Origin of the sequence: Bacteroides difficilis (assembly GCF_048319815.1) — a bacterium.
GTDB lineage: Bacteria > Bacteroidota > Bacteroidia > Bacteroidales > Bacteroidaceae > Bacteroides > Bacteroides zhangwenhongii.
In genome coordinates this window covers 2,195,496-2,211,021 of record NZ_CP182814.1, presented here as the reverse complement: position 1 = coordinate 2,211,021, position 15,526 = coordinate 2,195,496, and the positions used below count along the sequence as shown (strand labels likewise).

Below are 15,526 nucleotides of genomic sequence, written 5' to 3'. Positions count from 1 at the left end.
TTATCACTTCATAAAAAGATTATTAATGTCCATAGCTTTTAAGAAAATGCCTATTAGGCAGCACCTCCTGATAAGGAGAGAATACAGGTGTCAACAATACATTCCCATCTTTTCCCATTACCAACAAGGTGAATTTTCCCCTCATATTGCCTACTTTATCAGCTTTATTGTTCACAACCGGCTGTGACAACTTGGTTCCATAAGAAGATACAATAGCATTATCTGTCATATAAATTGCATCTCCAATCTTCTCAACAGCCAGATCGGAAGCAGAACCGATAAATCCAATACCTGTATTTTCATTATCCAATAAGACGGCTACATCTACCTCTCCACGGTTACCAATGAAGTGTATATCATCCTTATGCAAAGCCCATATATCCCTTTCATTATACACCGTCTTGCCGGGAGTAGAAGTATAAGGTCCGTTCCCTAACCAGCGGAATGTCTCAACAGACGGATGAAGAGTTAAAGTCAATCCACATTCCCATAAGGTACCTGTCGCATGATAAGGTTTCAAGTCATAATCAACCGAGACAAGTCCACTCTTAGAGACAGAAAAGCAAACTTTTCCTTCTACATATTCATCTACCTTATCTACTCTTAACCATTTACAATACAAAATAGCCGAGACCTTATCCTTTTTTTCCATACACTTAAAGTCTATAACTTCCGGTTCTAAAATATACGGATTCCATCCGAATACCTTTTTGCGCATTAAAAAATTCTCTATATTAATACTCGGCTTACGTCCAACCCTCAAATATAGAGGAGAATCTACCAGTTTGCGTTTATTTCCATCTTGGATAGTAATCTGTCCCTCCCGATCAACTGTAAAAAGATAGTTTTCGCCTTCCACAGAAAGTGTGGTCGATGTTTTTCTTACCTTAAAACGTTTTTGGTCCGGAACACGGTTCAACAAATTTGTATAATCAGTTTTTTGATTGTTTACCAAAAGAGAGACGGACTTTTCATATACGGGCATCCCCCTATAATCAGTCACAGAAAGATAAAGCATACAATCATCATTCTCAATTTCAGCAGGTAACGTAATCTGTAATGGGATATTTTCTATCTGTTGCGCCTGCGCTTTCAAATCAACAGTACCCCGACACAATTCCTTTGACAGATTACGTACCGACCAATTACAATGATACCCCACAAGAGAAATAAAATTAAACCGGTTTTCCACCGTAAAGTTGATCATCTGTTCTCCCTTGCGAACATTGATATCCCGCTCACGCACAATAACCGGAGAATAAACTTTACGTAACTGCCAGTAGTCTTCTTGAGGGTATCCGTCAGCATATACGATTCCGTCTGTTCCTTTATCCTTGAAACTGTCAAGATAACGCAAAGAATCAATCCACACTCCCATAACGACAGAATCACGCATAAAATCATCAACAGTCCGATTGCGTAACAAAGCCTGATCACTCCAACACCATACGGCTCCCCCAGCAATATTCTTTCTACTCAAAATCGTGTCAAACTGGCTTTCCAAGACATCGAAAGCCAAGCCTAAAGAATGACTATATTCCGTAGTTATCACAGGCTTTTCTTTCAAATCTGCTATTTTCACCACTGCTTGGGGAGACTGGTAATGAAACGCATAGATATCAAGATTATCACTCAGACGCTCCCTATTTTCCATAAAATAATGTCCTGTCATCGGAAGCGCACGCGGACGTGTCGGATCTTTCAGTTTGACATACTGCACCACTTTCTCCACGACCTCCGTATAAGGATTTTCATTACCGATCGTCCACATGATTATTGACGGGTGATTTTTATCTCTTGTCAGCGTCGCTTCAGCCCTCGTACAAAGTTCTGTAGTAAACTCTGCTTTATATAAATTAGAATCACCATATCCAAACGGAACCTCGCAACAAACATAAAAGCCCATTTCATCACACATCTTATGAAAATTAGGATGGAACGGATAATGTGCCGTACGAATAAAATTCACATTAGCAGCCTTCATCATTTTCAACTGATTCTGACGGTCAGTATCTGTCAGAGTCCTTCCACGTATCGGATCTATTTCATTATGGCAAGTACCGCGAAGAAGAACCGGTGTATTATTAACCATCAGAATACCATCTTTCACTATAACCTCCCGCACACCTACATTTTCATATACCTGTTGAACAACTTCATTCTTGTTATTCACAATCCTCACTTCCATCCGATATAAATAAGGAGTCTCGGCAGTCCATAAATGGGGATGTTCCAATTCACAGGTAAACTGTAACGATTGGTGATTGTCCTGTAGTTTAATCGGTTGTGAAGAAGAGAACAACTGATGACCTACTTTATCATAGAACAGGATTTGTGCACGATATTGCCTATCACTGATAGTTGTTTCAAAAGTACCCACATCCACTTTAAAAGTAAGAGTTGCACATTCGTTACCTTTAAGTTGACTCACAAATGTGACATCTTTCAGGTGAAGATCGGGAACGGAGAACAATTCAACATCTCTGAAAATTCCCGCAAGTGCCCAGCAGTCATTCAAATCAAATCTCCAGCCCATAGTTCGCGTGGTTACTTTCACTGCAAGCACATTAGGCCGGTCAAAATATATAAACGGGGTTATATCAAACTGACAGAGATTAAATGAACTTCCCCATTTCCCTGCATAATGTCCGTTTACATACACTTCATATCCAAACAACACGCCATCAAAACGTAGAATAACGTGTTTATTACTCCAGGCTGGATTCGCTTTGAAAGTAGTCCGATACAATCCCCAAGCTTCTACAATATCAGCACCATATTGTGGCGTCTTAAAGCCCTCCGTTTCCCAATTAGACGGTACTGTAATATATTCCCAAGAAGAATCATCAAAAGACACCTCTGTAAACCCAGCCAAAGAGGACGGGATATTTTTATTCTTAACGTATTTAAATTTCCATTTTCCATTCAATGTCTGAATCTCCATCTTATCCCGCACTTGATATACCGATTGTTTCGGTATATCAAGTTTCTGAGCGAAGTTTAACATAGGAAATATCAGCAAAAGAATCTGAATAATACACTTTTTCATTGATTCCGTTTTATATGTAACTTCAAATTAACTGTTGCAACTCTTATTAATACCATCTAGGATCTCCGACATTACTAATTCCTGCATCCGGGGATATTTGATAATTATAGCTATTTCTTCCAGGGAAAATTCCATCGGCAGTTCCTACTAAATCTAATAAAGGTTTAACCGTAGTATCTCCAGATAACTTATTCTTAGAAGTACTAAGCATATACGAATTATCAACAAGCAAGCTAACTCCCTGTACAAATTTATTCGAAAGCTTCACAGTATACATTTCACCGAATATACATCCGTTTATTTCAGGTTTAATAGATGTAGTCACTCCCGATACTTTTAAATCAAGAAAAGGTTTAGCCATATCCTTATTATCTCCCGTCCAACTTCCTTCAATCATCGGTTTATCATTCCCTAATTCATCAAATGTACAGTTCTCTATCACAATAGAGGGGTTAGTATAACCATCTATCGTATCAAAGACACGGGCTTCAATAAGTCCCCTCATCAAATGGTGGAATGTACTGTTACGAATCGAATACTTCTGACAGAAGGCATTATAATCCTTTTTACTCGTCACACTGATAAATGAAGCATATCCAGTTTTGTTACGTCCTAAATCATACGCTTGTATATTGTCAACTGTGAGTGCTTGTATTCTTACTTTCTTAGAAGAGGAAGTAATTCCGGATATCAATTCTATAAATGAGTTTGCAAAATTCCGTATCACGCAATCCTTCACTAATAAATTTGTCACATACAATTCAGAAATATCTTTCAGATCAACTCCAATCAGTTGTGCCGCTGGCTCATTTGCTATATTTTCAGTCTGTCCATCCCATGACATTCCTGAAAATTCAATACGCTGTAAAGTCAGATTCTCAATCGTTGTTGCAGGAGTGTCACCAGTCAATAAGATTCCTTTCACATAAAGTACAGGACGTGCTACTCCCGGTTCACCTATCAAAGTAATATTCTTCTTAATATAAATATATTCATGGCTATAATCATAAACAGTCTCACCGGTAAACATAATCGTCGCACCTGCCGGAGCCTCATCAATAAGTGTTTGCAATGCAGATGCATTAGATTCATCTATTGTAATCGTACCCTCAGGTTTTGTAGGCATAGTGAAACGCATAACGCCTAGAGATTCTTCTCCATTATACATAGTAACTATATAACTTTGTCCCTCGCTCAACCCTGTGATCAACACACTTTGGGAAACTAGATCCTCCTCAGTTAACATTTGTACTCTTTCTTCCGAAGAGCCCGAAGTCTGTTCTATTTTAATCCTATCGGCCTCTACTGATTCACGCCATTCTAATTGGGCAGTTCTAAAAGACAAATTATTTTCTTCCACCGGCAAAAAAATAGAATATGCAATGCCAGTAGTTACCTCAGCATATATATATTTGGAATTTAGCGACTCGTCCGCCATTGTTCCACATAGTCTAAGGTAATAAAGCTGATTTTCCATCAAATCTGTCAGTGTTACTGTTCGTGTCTTACCATCTGTATCTACCGTTTTATCAATCGTTGTAAACTCTTTATCCGTTGCTATCTCAAGTCTATATCCCTGTGCACCTTCCGTACCGGTCCAGGTAGCAATCAATCCGTCATAATAAGCCTCCGCTTTCAAACTTTTCGGTTTAAAAAGACGGGGAGTTTCCAATTCATCTTCATCACAACCTGTCACAACAAAAGGATATATAATCAAACAGGCCATTACCAATATTAGATATATAAAACTATTCTTTCTCATCTTACCTCATTTTAATGTCCGTAATAATTTTGTAAAGCTCCCCGACTATCTGTTATGACATCCTTATGTAAAGGAAGAATATACACCATCGGAGTAGCATCGATATATTCATCTTTATAACTCTTTACAAAAGTCGTATTCAGTACGCCATTATTATCAGTGGTAGCACTTGCCCATGCTTTTTTCGTGTATCCTGAAGGGGCATTAGACAGAGAGTTATCAAAATTCAATATCTCCAACGTACCGTCATTGTTAGTTTTCACATAAACCGATTGAGGATATGCGCTATTATTCTTCATCTCAGCCAATTTAACCTTCATCTCTTGAATCTTTTTCTGAAGAAGGTTCCAGCGAATCAAGTCATACTTCCGAATGCCTTCACCACCAAACTCCCAAGCACGTTCATTCACCAATGCTTCAAAGAATGCATCTTTATCATCCAAAGCATCCACATAAGCATCTACTTTTCGTGCATGGTCTTCTGTTTTAAATGCCCGACGACGCACTTCTTTCAAAGCGTCACGTGCATCATCTGTGGGACCATTGTGAAGTTCGTTTTCCGTTTCAGCCAACATCAAAAGCACATCAGCATAACGAATTACAGGCCAATTGATTCCCGAACTATATTGCACATTCGGACCTTGAGGCGTTTTCATCCACATCCTTGACCATTTGCCAATATAAATAGATCTCCATTCGGTAAACACCTGTTCTATATATCCTTTTTCATCATTCCATGCCCATTTATACGGAGCACAAGTCACATCCCGGCGGGTATCCTTATAATCGAATGAAGCGTGGTAAGGTAAAGTAGCATAATACCAACCATCTGATTTTCCATAAGCAATATGAGAACTTCCTTCTATTTTATGACCGATAATCACTCCTACACTCCCGCTATATGTAGTTGCATAAGGAATTTCAAACAACATATCCTCATTCGAAGGATACACTTCTTCACATTGATTCTTAAACACTTGCAGAAAATCAGTGTTTGCTAATGTATGCTTCCTAGAATCCCGAAGTTTACGACAATACGTATTGGCTATTTCATAATAATCTATATAATTCTCAACCCGTTCAATAGTACCCGGAAAAGATGGATTAGCATAGTCCGGCATTAATGTATATCCTCCCAAAGTCAGTGCAATACGAGCTATCAGCCCCTGAACCGCACCACGATTCATCCGTTCTACACTTTGAGACATTTCGGATGCATAGAGCATTCCAGGCTCTACCGCTACCAGATCGTTAATCAATGTCTCAAGAATCTCGGTACGAGACGTTACCCCTTGATAAAAGTTATCATCAGGCATAGTAGGAGTCATCTTAAAAGGGACATCTCCCCAAGCACGTACCAAGTCGAGATAGAGCATGGCACGAAGTCCTTTTGCCTCTCCATAAAGCTGTCTTATCATCGATGGCGTATCAGCCGGATTCTGTTCCAGAAGCGGGCTGCTTTCGATTCCTGCTATACACTCATTTGCCGTATTGATGGCTTTGTAGATATAATCCCAACTCACCAGTTCTTCATTGTTATCTGTAGCAGAGTAATCCCAAATACCACGCCTTGTATTATCAGTAGTTGCATTACAAGTTCCAAATTCAATATCAGTATTAAAAGAATAAATCAAAGGAATAGTACGTCCATACAATTTTTCTTCTGAAATTTGGGCATAAATATTCAGAATAGCCCGATAGATATCCCCTTCATTCTGATAAATTTCATTATCTGTTAATTGTGAACCTGATGTAGTATCTAAGAAATCACTGCATGAAAAAGTGATTATTCCCAATATCCCAGTAAATAGTAAAATAATATATTTTCTAATCGTTCTCATAACTTAGTAGATTTAAAATGTGATATTAGCTCCAAGGGTAAATGTCCGTGCTTTCGGATAAGAAGAGAAATCAACTCCCGGAGTCAACGGGGTACTCAAACAAGTGCTCACTTCCGGATCAAAACCAGAATATTTAGTCCACACAAATACATTGTTTACTGTACAATAAACACGGCATCTATTAATCAAGACTCTTTTTGTCCATTTTGTAGGTAAGGTATATCCTATGGTAATATTGTTCAGTCGGAGGAAAGAACCATCTTCAATTGCCCACGAATGCAAAACTGGTATTTTCATAGCCGGACTCCAAATAGTTGCATTTTCATTGAGAGTACGTAACTGTTCCATATCTGTAATTTTATTGCCGGCATCATCCATATATCTGAAACGATTTGCACTACTCATTACAGACAACATATTATAATAGTCTTTTTTCCATTGGGTAGTAAATTGTATTTTATTCGCATTGTATACATCATTACCATATACCCAATTAAAGAACAAAGAGATATCCAAATTCTTATATACCGCCGAAAGATTTAATCCGCCTGTATGTTTCGGGTTTGTATTACCTATAATCTGACGATCATCGGGAGTAATATTATATGTATCCGGGTTATCCGGATCTACCGGTGTTGTTTTCTTTAATTTAAGAGAACCCGGAGACGGCACTCCCGCACCTTGATTAATTGTATTATATGCTTGAGTAATGCTTTGCGAGTTGGCTATACCCTCTTTCAAATACCATTTACCATCAGAACCCTGTTGATAATCATCCACTTGATAGAAGCCATCCGTCACATACCCATATATCAAACCGGTGGGTTGCCCTACACGAAGAATAAAGTCATCACTTTCACGCAGTCCCTCTGCCCATCCGCTGCGATAGAAAGTTTCATCAACTCCAGCCAGTTTATCGACTTTATTCCGGTTCAAAGAGAAATTCAGAGTAGCTGTCAATGAGAAGTTTCTTTTACGAACCAATTGTCCGGTAATTGAGAATTCAAATCCTCGATTGGACGTCTGTCCGATATTCCTCAACTGGTCATTATAACCGGACGAAGCTGGAACAACAGATTTCAGCAACAGATCTTTAGTCGTATTCCAATAAAAATCAATAGTTCCCGATAACCGGTTATTAAAGAATGAATAGTCAATACCAAAGTTTCTTGTGATAGTAGTCTCCCACTTCAAACTAGGATTTATCAATGTAGAAGATGTATTCTCATAATACAAATTCGGTACATTTCCAACTCCCGCTACCGGAGAAGTAATAGCCCCCACATAGGTACGTCTCCACATATCGTTATCTATTCGGTTGTTTCCTGCTTCACCATAACTAAGACGTATTTTCATATCATCAATCTGACTGACATTTTTTAGGAAAGGTTCACTCGAAATACGCCATGCAAAAGCTGCGGAAGGAAAGATCCCCCACTGATTTCCCGGTGCAAATTTAGTAGAACCATCCGCCCTCACTGTTGCGGTAAACAAATATCTATCTTTCAATGTATAATTCGCCCGCCCGAAAAAAGAGGCTAAACGAGTATCCGCTCCATTATTGGTAATCGTATATTCGGTAGAACCAGACTGCATTCTATCAAAAGCCTTCTGTGATGTAAAATCCTCAGGAAACATCCGGGAAGAACTTATAATGGAACGGTTTTCTTCTGACATTGCTTCAAACCCGGCCACAGCACTTAAAGAATGGATACCTTTCAGGTTACGCAATTTAAAATTCAACGTATGTGCAGTACGCCAACGAGGTCTTTCCTGACTTTGTATTTCTGCTACCGGTTTCCCGGCATTCTTACGTCCCGTATAGGTAATGGGACCATAATAACGCTCTATTTTCCGATCGCTTGTTTGTATACCAAATTCACTTTTCCAACTAAACATCTTATTGATTGTCCAAGAAAGGGCCGTATTGACATTAAGTTCCTCCCTCTTCTGTTTCTTATAATCCTGATTGATCAAAAGAACCGGATCATAGAGTTCACTCAACGCTTCAATATCATCATCCGCAGCCTCCTCAATATTAATATCCCCACGAGTATCACGCCCCGTAACCGGACGAAAACTAACCGCATTCTTTATCTGCGTAGAAGAAGTGGCAGACGTACCGGCTCCCATCGTAACAGCATTACTATAATATGCAGAAAGATCAAATTTCAATGCACAGCTAATCTGATGATTCAACTTAACATTCGCATTGAACCTTTCAAAAGAAGAATTTAACAAAATAGCATCCTCATTCAAGTACGTGAAACTAGCTGTAAATTTAGTCTTATCTGTACCTCCGTTAATACTTATATTATGAGACTGTCCCCATGCATCACGCCCATACATCTCATCCTGTGTATCCCTAGCTTTTATATTCTTATATATATCAAAATCATCTGTATCTCCATAAATCTTTAAAAAATTACTAATATCTTCCCCGTATTTAAGAGTTAGCAGTTCATGTTGCAGAGTTACAAATTCATACGAATCCAATACATCGTATTTCTTAGCCACTTTCTTATATTGTGCATAACCGTTGTAATTAATTGTCGTTTTCCCCGCCTGAGCCGATTTTGTAGTAATAATCACAACTCCGTTAGCACCTCTTGCCCCATAAATAGCAGTAGACGCCGCATCCTTCAAGATATCAATCGATTCAATATCATTAGGAGATATATCAGAAATCCGATCCATAGGAAAGCCGTCCACAATATACAGCGGGCTATTATCCTGTGTAATAGAACCTCCACCACGAACTCTCACTTGAATTTCCGCATCGGGAGCTCCATCTGTCGTCGTCACATTAACTCCCGCCATACGTCCGGTAAGAGCAGCAACAGTATTCGAAATTGGAATATTCGCGATGGACTTTCCGGACAAAGTAGCCACAGACCCCGTCAAATCTTTTCTCGCAATAGTTCCGTAGCCAATTACCACGACCTCATCCATATCAATAGACTTCTCCTTCATCACAACCTTATAAACAAGATTTTTACGATTAAAAGGAATCTCCACAGTCTCCATGCCGAGATAAGAAAAGACCAATACTTCTCCTCCTTTAGGAACCTTCAGATTAAAAGTACCATTGGCATTAGTCAATGTTCCGGTAGCTGTTCCTTTCACCGTCACTGTTGCACCAATAACCGGTTCTCCATACGAATCAATGACACTTCCGGTAATATCTCGCTGTGCAAAAGCCACAATTGGGCAACATAATACAACGAGTAGAATCAGATAGTGCTTAAACATCTTTTTTTCTTGGCTTGTTTTCATTGCATATTAATTTATATAGGTTAATTTTCATTCTCGACATTGTCTACATTACTATATTTTTTAGGTGTCACTCCAAATTGTTTCTTAAATGCCACACTAAAATATTTCACATCCGGGAAGCCAGTCAAATAAGCTACTTCACTGACATAATAACGTTGTTCCCTCAATAATGCTGCAGCCTTCTTTAGCCGGATAATCTTGATAAAATCATTTGGAGAAAGTCCCGTCAAAGCCTTTAATTTATTATAAACAGACGTACGGCTCATCCCCAACTCCGAACAGAAGGTATTAATGGAGAACGTCACATCCGATAGATAACGTTCAATTATATGTTCTGACTTCTGCATAAACTCATTGTCCATATTATTAGTATATTCTACCATTTTTTCTTCTCCTGCACTAGCTGCAAAGGCCTCCTGCAAGTGTAGTCTGTTTTTTAATATACTCTCGATCTTCACTTTCAATATCCCTATATCAAAAGGTTTCAGGATATAATCTTCCGCACCTGCTTCATATCCTGCTATAATATTTGACTTCTCATCCAAAGCCGTGATTAGTATAACCGGTATATGGCAATAAGACATATCCGATTTCATCCTCCTGCACAATTCATCTCCACGCATCAACGGCATCACCACATCCGAAAGAACAATTTGTGGAGAACGTTCCTTTAAGAGTTCCATTGCTTCCACTCCATTGTGGGCAACAAGTATATGATACTGCGAAGAAAGACTGGCTGACAAATATTCACACATTTCAATATTATCTTCAACCAACAGCAATTCGGGTAAAGATCCGGTTATTTCTTCATCGTCATTTTCTATATTTTCTATTTCATTCAACTTATCATCCACTATTTCTTCTGGAAGAAAATGCTGATTCCCATTTTTAAAGCGTAATACAAATGTACTACCCTTTCCTTCTTCACTTTTAAAGCAAATCTCTCCTTGCATTAAAGATACCAAGCTGCGAGTAATCAGTAACCCTAACCCACTCCCTGTTTCCGAAGTATTAATGGCATTGTCTGCCCGATAATAGCGTTTAAAAAGATGCTTCCGAGCTTTCACAGGGATTCCTATTCCATTATCAGACACCCTGAATCCCCAAGAAGTATCGTCCGCATAGGAAATAATTCGGACTGTACTACCCTCCGGACTATACTTTATTGCATTAGAAATCAGATTATCAAAAATGGTATCCATCTTTGCCGTGTCAAACCAAGCCATGACTCTCCTTCCTGTATCTTCAAAAGACAACGTAATTTTTTTCTGACCGGCAAGAGGTAAAAAGCTCTCCATTTTTCGCTTCAACCACATATCCAGTTCACACTGAGTAACTGTCAGTTTCAATGCGTTCGACTCTGCTCGTTGTAAATCAATCAATTGATTAATCAGTGTATTCAACTTTTCCACATTCCTCAACGCTAGATCAAGAAAATGCCTACCTTGGGCACTCAGACATTCCTCGTGTTCCAACTCATTTAAAGGGGCTTTAATCAAAGTGATAGGAGTACGAATATTATGTGCCGTATCAATAAAGAATCTGGTACGTTCACGCGAAGATCTCTCCGCCATCCTATTGGTAAAATAACGATAAAGCATATAAGCAATCCATAATACCAATAACATATAGACAATATAGGCATATATACTATTCCAAAATGGCGGTTGCACAACTATATCCATCGTCCTAGTCTCACTTACAGAAGAGTCATTTTCATTAAATACCCGAACCAATAATTTGTAACTTCCTGCATCCAGGTTACTGTACGATGCAACAGACTGATTAGTAGGCCGACTCCATTCCCGATCAAATCCCTCCAACTTCCAAGTAAACATCCACTTATCCGGATTACTAAAGTTGATATTCACAAATGAAACGGAAAATGTATTTTGATCATGCTTTAGAGTGATCCGTTCCGTTTCATCAACAGTTGTCTGCAAAGGTGAACCTTTTATTCCCGGATAAACAACTTGATTATACAAAGAGAACTGGTCGAAATAAAGTTTCGGTTGAGAGACTTTCGTTGCAGCCGACTCCGGAGAGAATTCAACAGCACCGATAGGTGATCCAAATACCAGATTCCCATTCGCCCTCCTCGTGTAAGCACCCGTATTAAAATCCTCACTTAAAAAGCCATCAGCGATACCAAATTTGTAAGTTTGTCCTGTCTGCGGATTCAAACGAATCAACCCCATATGAGTACTAATCCATAAATGTGAAAACTGATCTGCCTGAATACCACAAATAGTATAAGACTCAAAGCCTTTCACATTGACTATGCTTTTAGTCAATATATCATAATAACTCAGTCCTCCTTCTGTACCCATCCATAATCTCCCATTACTATCCAGATACATTGTATTTATATATGGATTATTCAAACTACCTTCCACCTGTAATCCGGTAGATATCTTTTCCACCTTATTATTATCCCTATTTATCTGATAAAGACCCGAGCGTGTACCAGCAAACAATGTCTGCGCATCTTTTTCTATGAATGTATTGACAAACTGAAGATTTACCCGAACATACGAATCTGTTTGAGGAGTATAACGTAATACGTCTCCTTTGAATTGTGAAATCCAAATATCGTTATCTCTGTCAGCATATATAGCAGTAATATCATTTGTTACCATTCTTTTTTTAGAAGACGTTACAGTAAAATGACGCATATTTCCCGTACGCTTATTAAGAGAATATACACCGGCCGAGAAACCAGCCGCCCAAATATTTCCATTCCTATCTTCACACAACGACATTATGCTATTATCCTGTGTAAAGAAATGTTTCCATTGTTGGGTAGCTGCTATAAAAACACTTACCCCTTTATTATTCGCATACCACATATCCCCCTCTTTATCTTCAAGTAATGCATTCACATAGCTATGCGCCAAAGAGTTAGGGTTCATTCTTTCATGTTGTGTCATTGTGACATCAAATGTATGCGGATTATAAACGCAAATCCCTCTATTATAGGTACCAATCCAAATCTTCCCCCCTCTATCACTATAAATGTCATAGACATTTTTACTTATCAAATCATTTACCTGATCTTCACTTTCCGTCATTGTTGTAACCACCTTGTGAGTGTTCTTATCTATAAATAGAATTCCACCTCCATCCGTACCGACAAGAATATTATCATGATCATCTGCTGTCATAGTACGAATAGCATAGTGATTACCAGCTAAAGGAATTTGAAGGAACTCACGACTTTCTAATTGATAAATAAATAATTTTCCTGTAAAACTTCCCAGCCAAATTGTTTTACTTGGAGCGTCATAGTAAGAAGAACGAATTTGAGAAATCGAACAATCAGACTGTAAAATATCCGTAGAGATTACATTAAAAGGGTTGTCCGTTATCTCCAACATACTAAATCCTCGCTCAGTAAACAGTGCATACTGCCCATTTCCAATCTCATTGATTTCATAAACAGTCTGATTTGTAATACCAGTCACCGAAGAGAACTTCTTTTCCTGCGGAAAGTAACAATAAAGCCCATAAGAAGAACAGATCCATATACGTTCCTGACTGTCGATATATATTTTAAATATGAATGGTTCATCTTCCTTCAATAGTGAATCCAAACTCAGTTCTAGAATATAACAGTCTTTATTCTTATCATAATAATAGAGATTTCCATGACTGCTGAACCCCCAAATATCTCCTCCACGAGTAGTAGCCAAGCCGAAAATTCGAGAATCTTTAGGCTGTGGCAGGGTATAATGGCGAATGTATTTACCGTCGTATCTGTCAAATCCTGCCCGCGTCGCAAACCACATAAAATTTGACTTATCTTTCACAATCTGAAAAACTCTCCGGTTACTTAATCCGTTATCACAGTTAATCGTTTGCATATATTGAGCATGCAACGAAGTAACAACAAACAAAAATAATATGTATATAATTGAGTATTTCATAGTCTTTTTATTCGAATAGTCATGAATGAATCTTAGCACAAATATAGTTGTAGAAATGAATTTGCAATACTTTCAAAAGACCTTTTTCCGGCATTTAACAGGTAACAAACCATTTATGATAAGAAACACACTTTTTAAGCAAGCCTAAGGCAAAATTCAGCTCGTCAACAGTTGGTATCAGCAATGAAAGAAACAAAAAAGAAAAGGCTGTCGCAATACTTGAACGTATCACAACAACCTTTCAATTTATTATATAAAGTAAATAAAAATCAGACTAATGAATCATCTACCGTCCAACTCGCGTTTAATAGCCAGAAGCTCTTCTTTAATCGCCTTCAACCGATTCATGATTTCATAATTCCGGACAGTAGCTTCTTTATTATCTTTCAAACGTTGGCGGGCGCCCGGAAGCGTCATGCCTTTCTCTTTCACCAGATGATAGATGAGCCCGATTGTTTCCACATCTTCTTTACGATATTGGCGTATTCCTCTACCGGCAGTCTTGGGAGAGATCTGCGGAAACTCCTTTTCCCAAAAACGGAGCAGAGAAGTATTGACTCCGAACATATCGGCAACTTCTCCTATGGAATAATATAGTTTCAGTTCTTTATCCGTATTAAGCATAACACTCCTGTCTTTTTTTAGAATTAATCGAATACCTTACCGTGGTTGGCAGCCAACTGAATCATCTTCTCGTAATCCTCAGCACTTAAATCCATGAAATAATAGTTCACCGGATTCACCACCTGTCCCTTCACGTGCACTTCATAATGAAGATGCGGCCCGGTACTCTTTCCCGTACTGCCCACTTTTCCAATCACCTCTCCACGCACCACCTTCTTTCCGACTTTCGTATTAAACCCCTGCAAGTGAGCATATCGAGTGAGATATCCGAAGCCATGATCAATCTCAATGGTATTGCCATATCCGGTTTCCCACCCTACCTTTACCACAGTTCCGTCTCCGGTAGCATATACATCCGTTCCCGGATGAGCGGAAAAGTCCATTCCCGCATGAAACTTCGTCGTACCGTAAATAGGATCAATACGTGTACCATAACCGGAAGCCGTCTGACGAAGGTCCTTATTGGAAATAGGCTGAATGGCGGGAATACATTTCAACATTTCATCATGATTCTTGCACATATCCACCACATCATCAAAAGATTTCGATTGGATATAGAGCCGTTTGGATAGAACGTCCAACTTCTGAGTAGTATTCACCACCAGTTTCGCATTCGCTAAGTCCATCAGTTCCTCATAACGGTTCGTACCTCCGTAACCGGCCTGACGGATGGCGGGAGAAACGGGATCGGCCTGCAGGATTACCCGATAGAGGTTATCATCACGCTGCTGAATATCCTGAAGTACCCCCATAGCATCGTCCAAACGACGGGAAAGTACATTATATTGTGCCAAAAGACGGCTGTTTTCAATTCTTAATTCCTTCTCCGATGGAGAGCCGAAGATAAGAAGCAACACGATAAAACAGCCCGCTCCCAACCCCATACCATAGAAAAGCCGACGCAAAATACTAAGCGCACGCTGCCGTACGGTGGGGTAAATTCGATCGTATGTCTGCGTCTGTGGATTATAGATATAGTAAACTTTGCGCATCTTTTTGAAAATATTTCGCTTGTTAATACGGCAAAAGTAATAAAAACGAGCTATCT

7 protein-coding genes are annotated in these 15,526 nt (G+C 38.9%); all 7 read right to left on the bottom strand.

The window, feature by feature from the left end; all coding sequences use genetic code 11:
- Positions 1-22 precede the first annotated feature (22 nt).
- The 7 genes from ACNOGP_RS08175 to ACNOGP_RS08145 all read right to left on the bottom strand — a co-directional run bounded on the left by ACNOGP_RS08175 (position 23) and on the right by ACNOGP_RS08145 (position 15,470).
- Positions 23-3,049, bottom strand: coding sequence for a glycoside hydrolase family 2 TIM barrel-domain containing protein (locus tag ACNOGP_RS08175; protein ID WP_418214524.1), 3,027 nt, complete (start codon positions 3,047-3,049; stop codon positions 23-25).
- 46 nt (positions 3,050-3,095) lie between these two features.
- The gene (locus tag ACNOGP_RS08170) at positions 3,096-4,811 is read right to left on the bottom strand and encodes a hypothetical protein (RefSeq protein ID WP_418214523.1); all 1,716 of its coding nucleotides are present in this window, start codon (positions 4,809-4,811) and stop codon (positions 3,096-3,098) included.
- A gap of 11 nt (positions 4,812-4,822) precedes the next feature.
- Positions 4,823-6,652, bottom strand: a complete 1,830-nt coding sequence (locus tag ACNOGP_RS08165) for a RagB/SusD family nutrient uptake outer membrane protein (RefSeq protein WP_418214522.1) — start codon at positions 6,650-6,652, stop codon at positions 4,823-4,825.
- Between the two features lie 12 nt (positions 6,653-6,664).
- Positions 6,665-9,928 carry a SusC/RagA family TonB-linked outer membrane protein gene (locus ACNOGP_RS08160; RefSeq protein WP_418214521.1) on the bottom strand — a complete coding sequence of 1,088 codons (3,264 nt, stop codon included), beginning with the start codon at positions 9,926-9,928 and terminating at the stop codon, positions 6,665-6,667.
- Positions 9,929-9,948: 20 nt separating this feature from the next.
- Complete coding sequence (locus ACNOGP_RS08155) at positions 9,949-13,854, bottom strand: hybrid sensor histidine kinase/response regulator transcription factor (protein ID WP_418214520.1); 3,906 nt, start codon at positions 13,852-13,854, stop codon at positions 9,949-9,951.
- A 282-nt stretch (positions 13,855-14,136) separates the two neighbouring features.
- On the bottom strand, positions 14,137-14,478 hold the full coding sequence (locus tag ACNOGP_RS08150) for a MerR family transcriptional regulator (RefSeq protein WP_186966726.1): 342 nt from the start codon (positions 14,476-14,478) through the stop codon (positions 14,137-14,139).
- Between the two features lie 23 nt (positions 14,479-14,501).
- Positions 14,502-15,470, bottom strand: a complete 969-nt coding sequence (locus ACNOGP_RS08145; RefSeq protein ID WP_143864869.1) for a M23 family metallopeptidase — start codon at positions 15,468-15,470, stop codon at positions 14,502-14,504.
- Positions 15,471-15,526: the final 56 nt, after the last annotated feature.

Excerpts from the sequence above, each read along its gene's own strand:
- ACNOGP_RS08175 (WP_418214524.1), bottom strand. The coding sequence starts at position 3,049 with ATGAAAAAGTGTATTATTCAGATTCTTTTGCTGATATTTCCTATGTTA.
- ACNOGP_RS08170 (WP_418214523.1), bottom strand. The coding sequence starts at position 4,811 with ATGAGAAAGAATAGTTTTATATATCTAATATTGGTAATGGCCTGTTTG.
- ACNOGP_RS08165 (WP_418214522.1), bottom strand. The coding sequence starts at position 6,652 with ATGAGAACGATTAGAAAATATATTATTTTACTATTTACTGGGATATTG.
- ACNOGP_RS08160 (WP_418214521.1), bottom strand. The coding sequence starts at position 9,928 with ATGAAAACAAGCCAAGAAAAAAAGATGTTTAAGCACTATCTGATTCTA.
- ACNOGP_RS08155 (WP_418214520.1), bottom strand. The coding sequence starts at position 13,854 with ATGAAATACTCAATTATATACATATTATTTTTGTTTGTTGTTACTTCG.
- ACNOGP_RS08150 (WP_186966726.1), bottom strand. The coding sequence starts at position 14,478 with ATGCTTAATACGGATAAAGAACTGAAACTATATTATTCCATAGGAGAA.
- ACNOGP_RS08145 (WP_143864869.1), bottom strand. The coding sequence starts at position 15,470 with ATGCGCAAAGTTTACTATATCTATAATCCACAGACGCAGACATACGAT.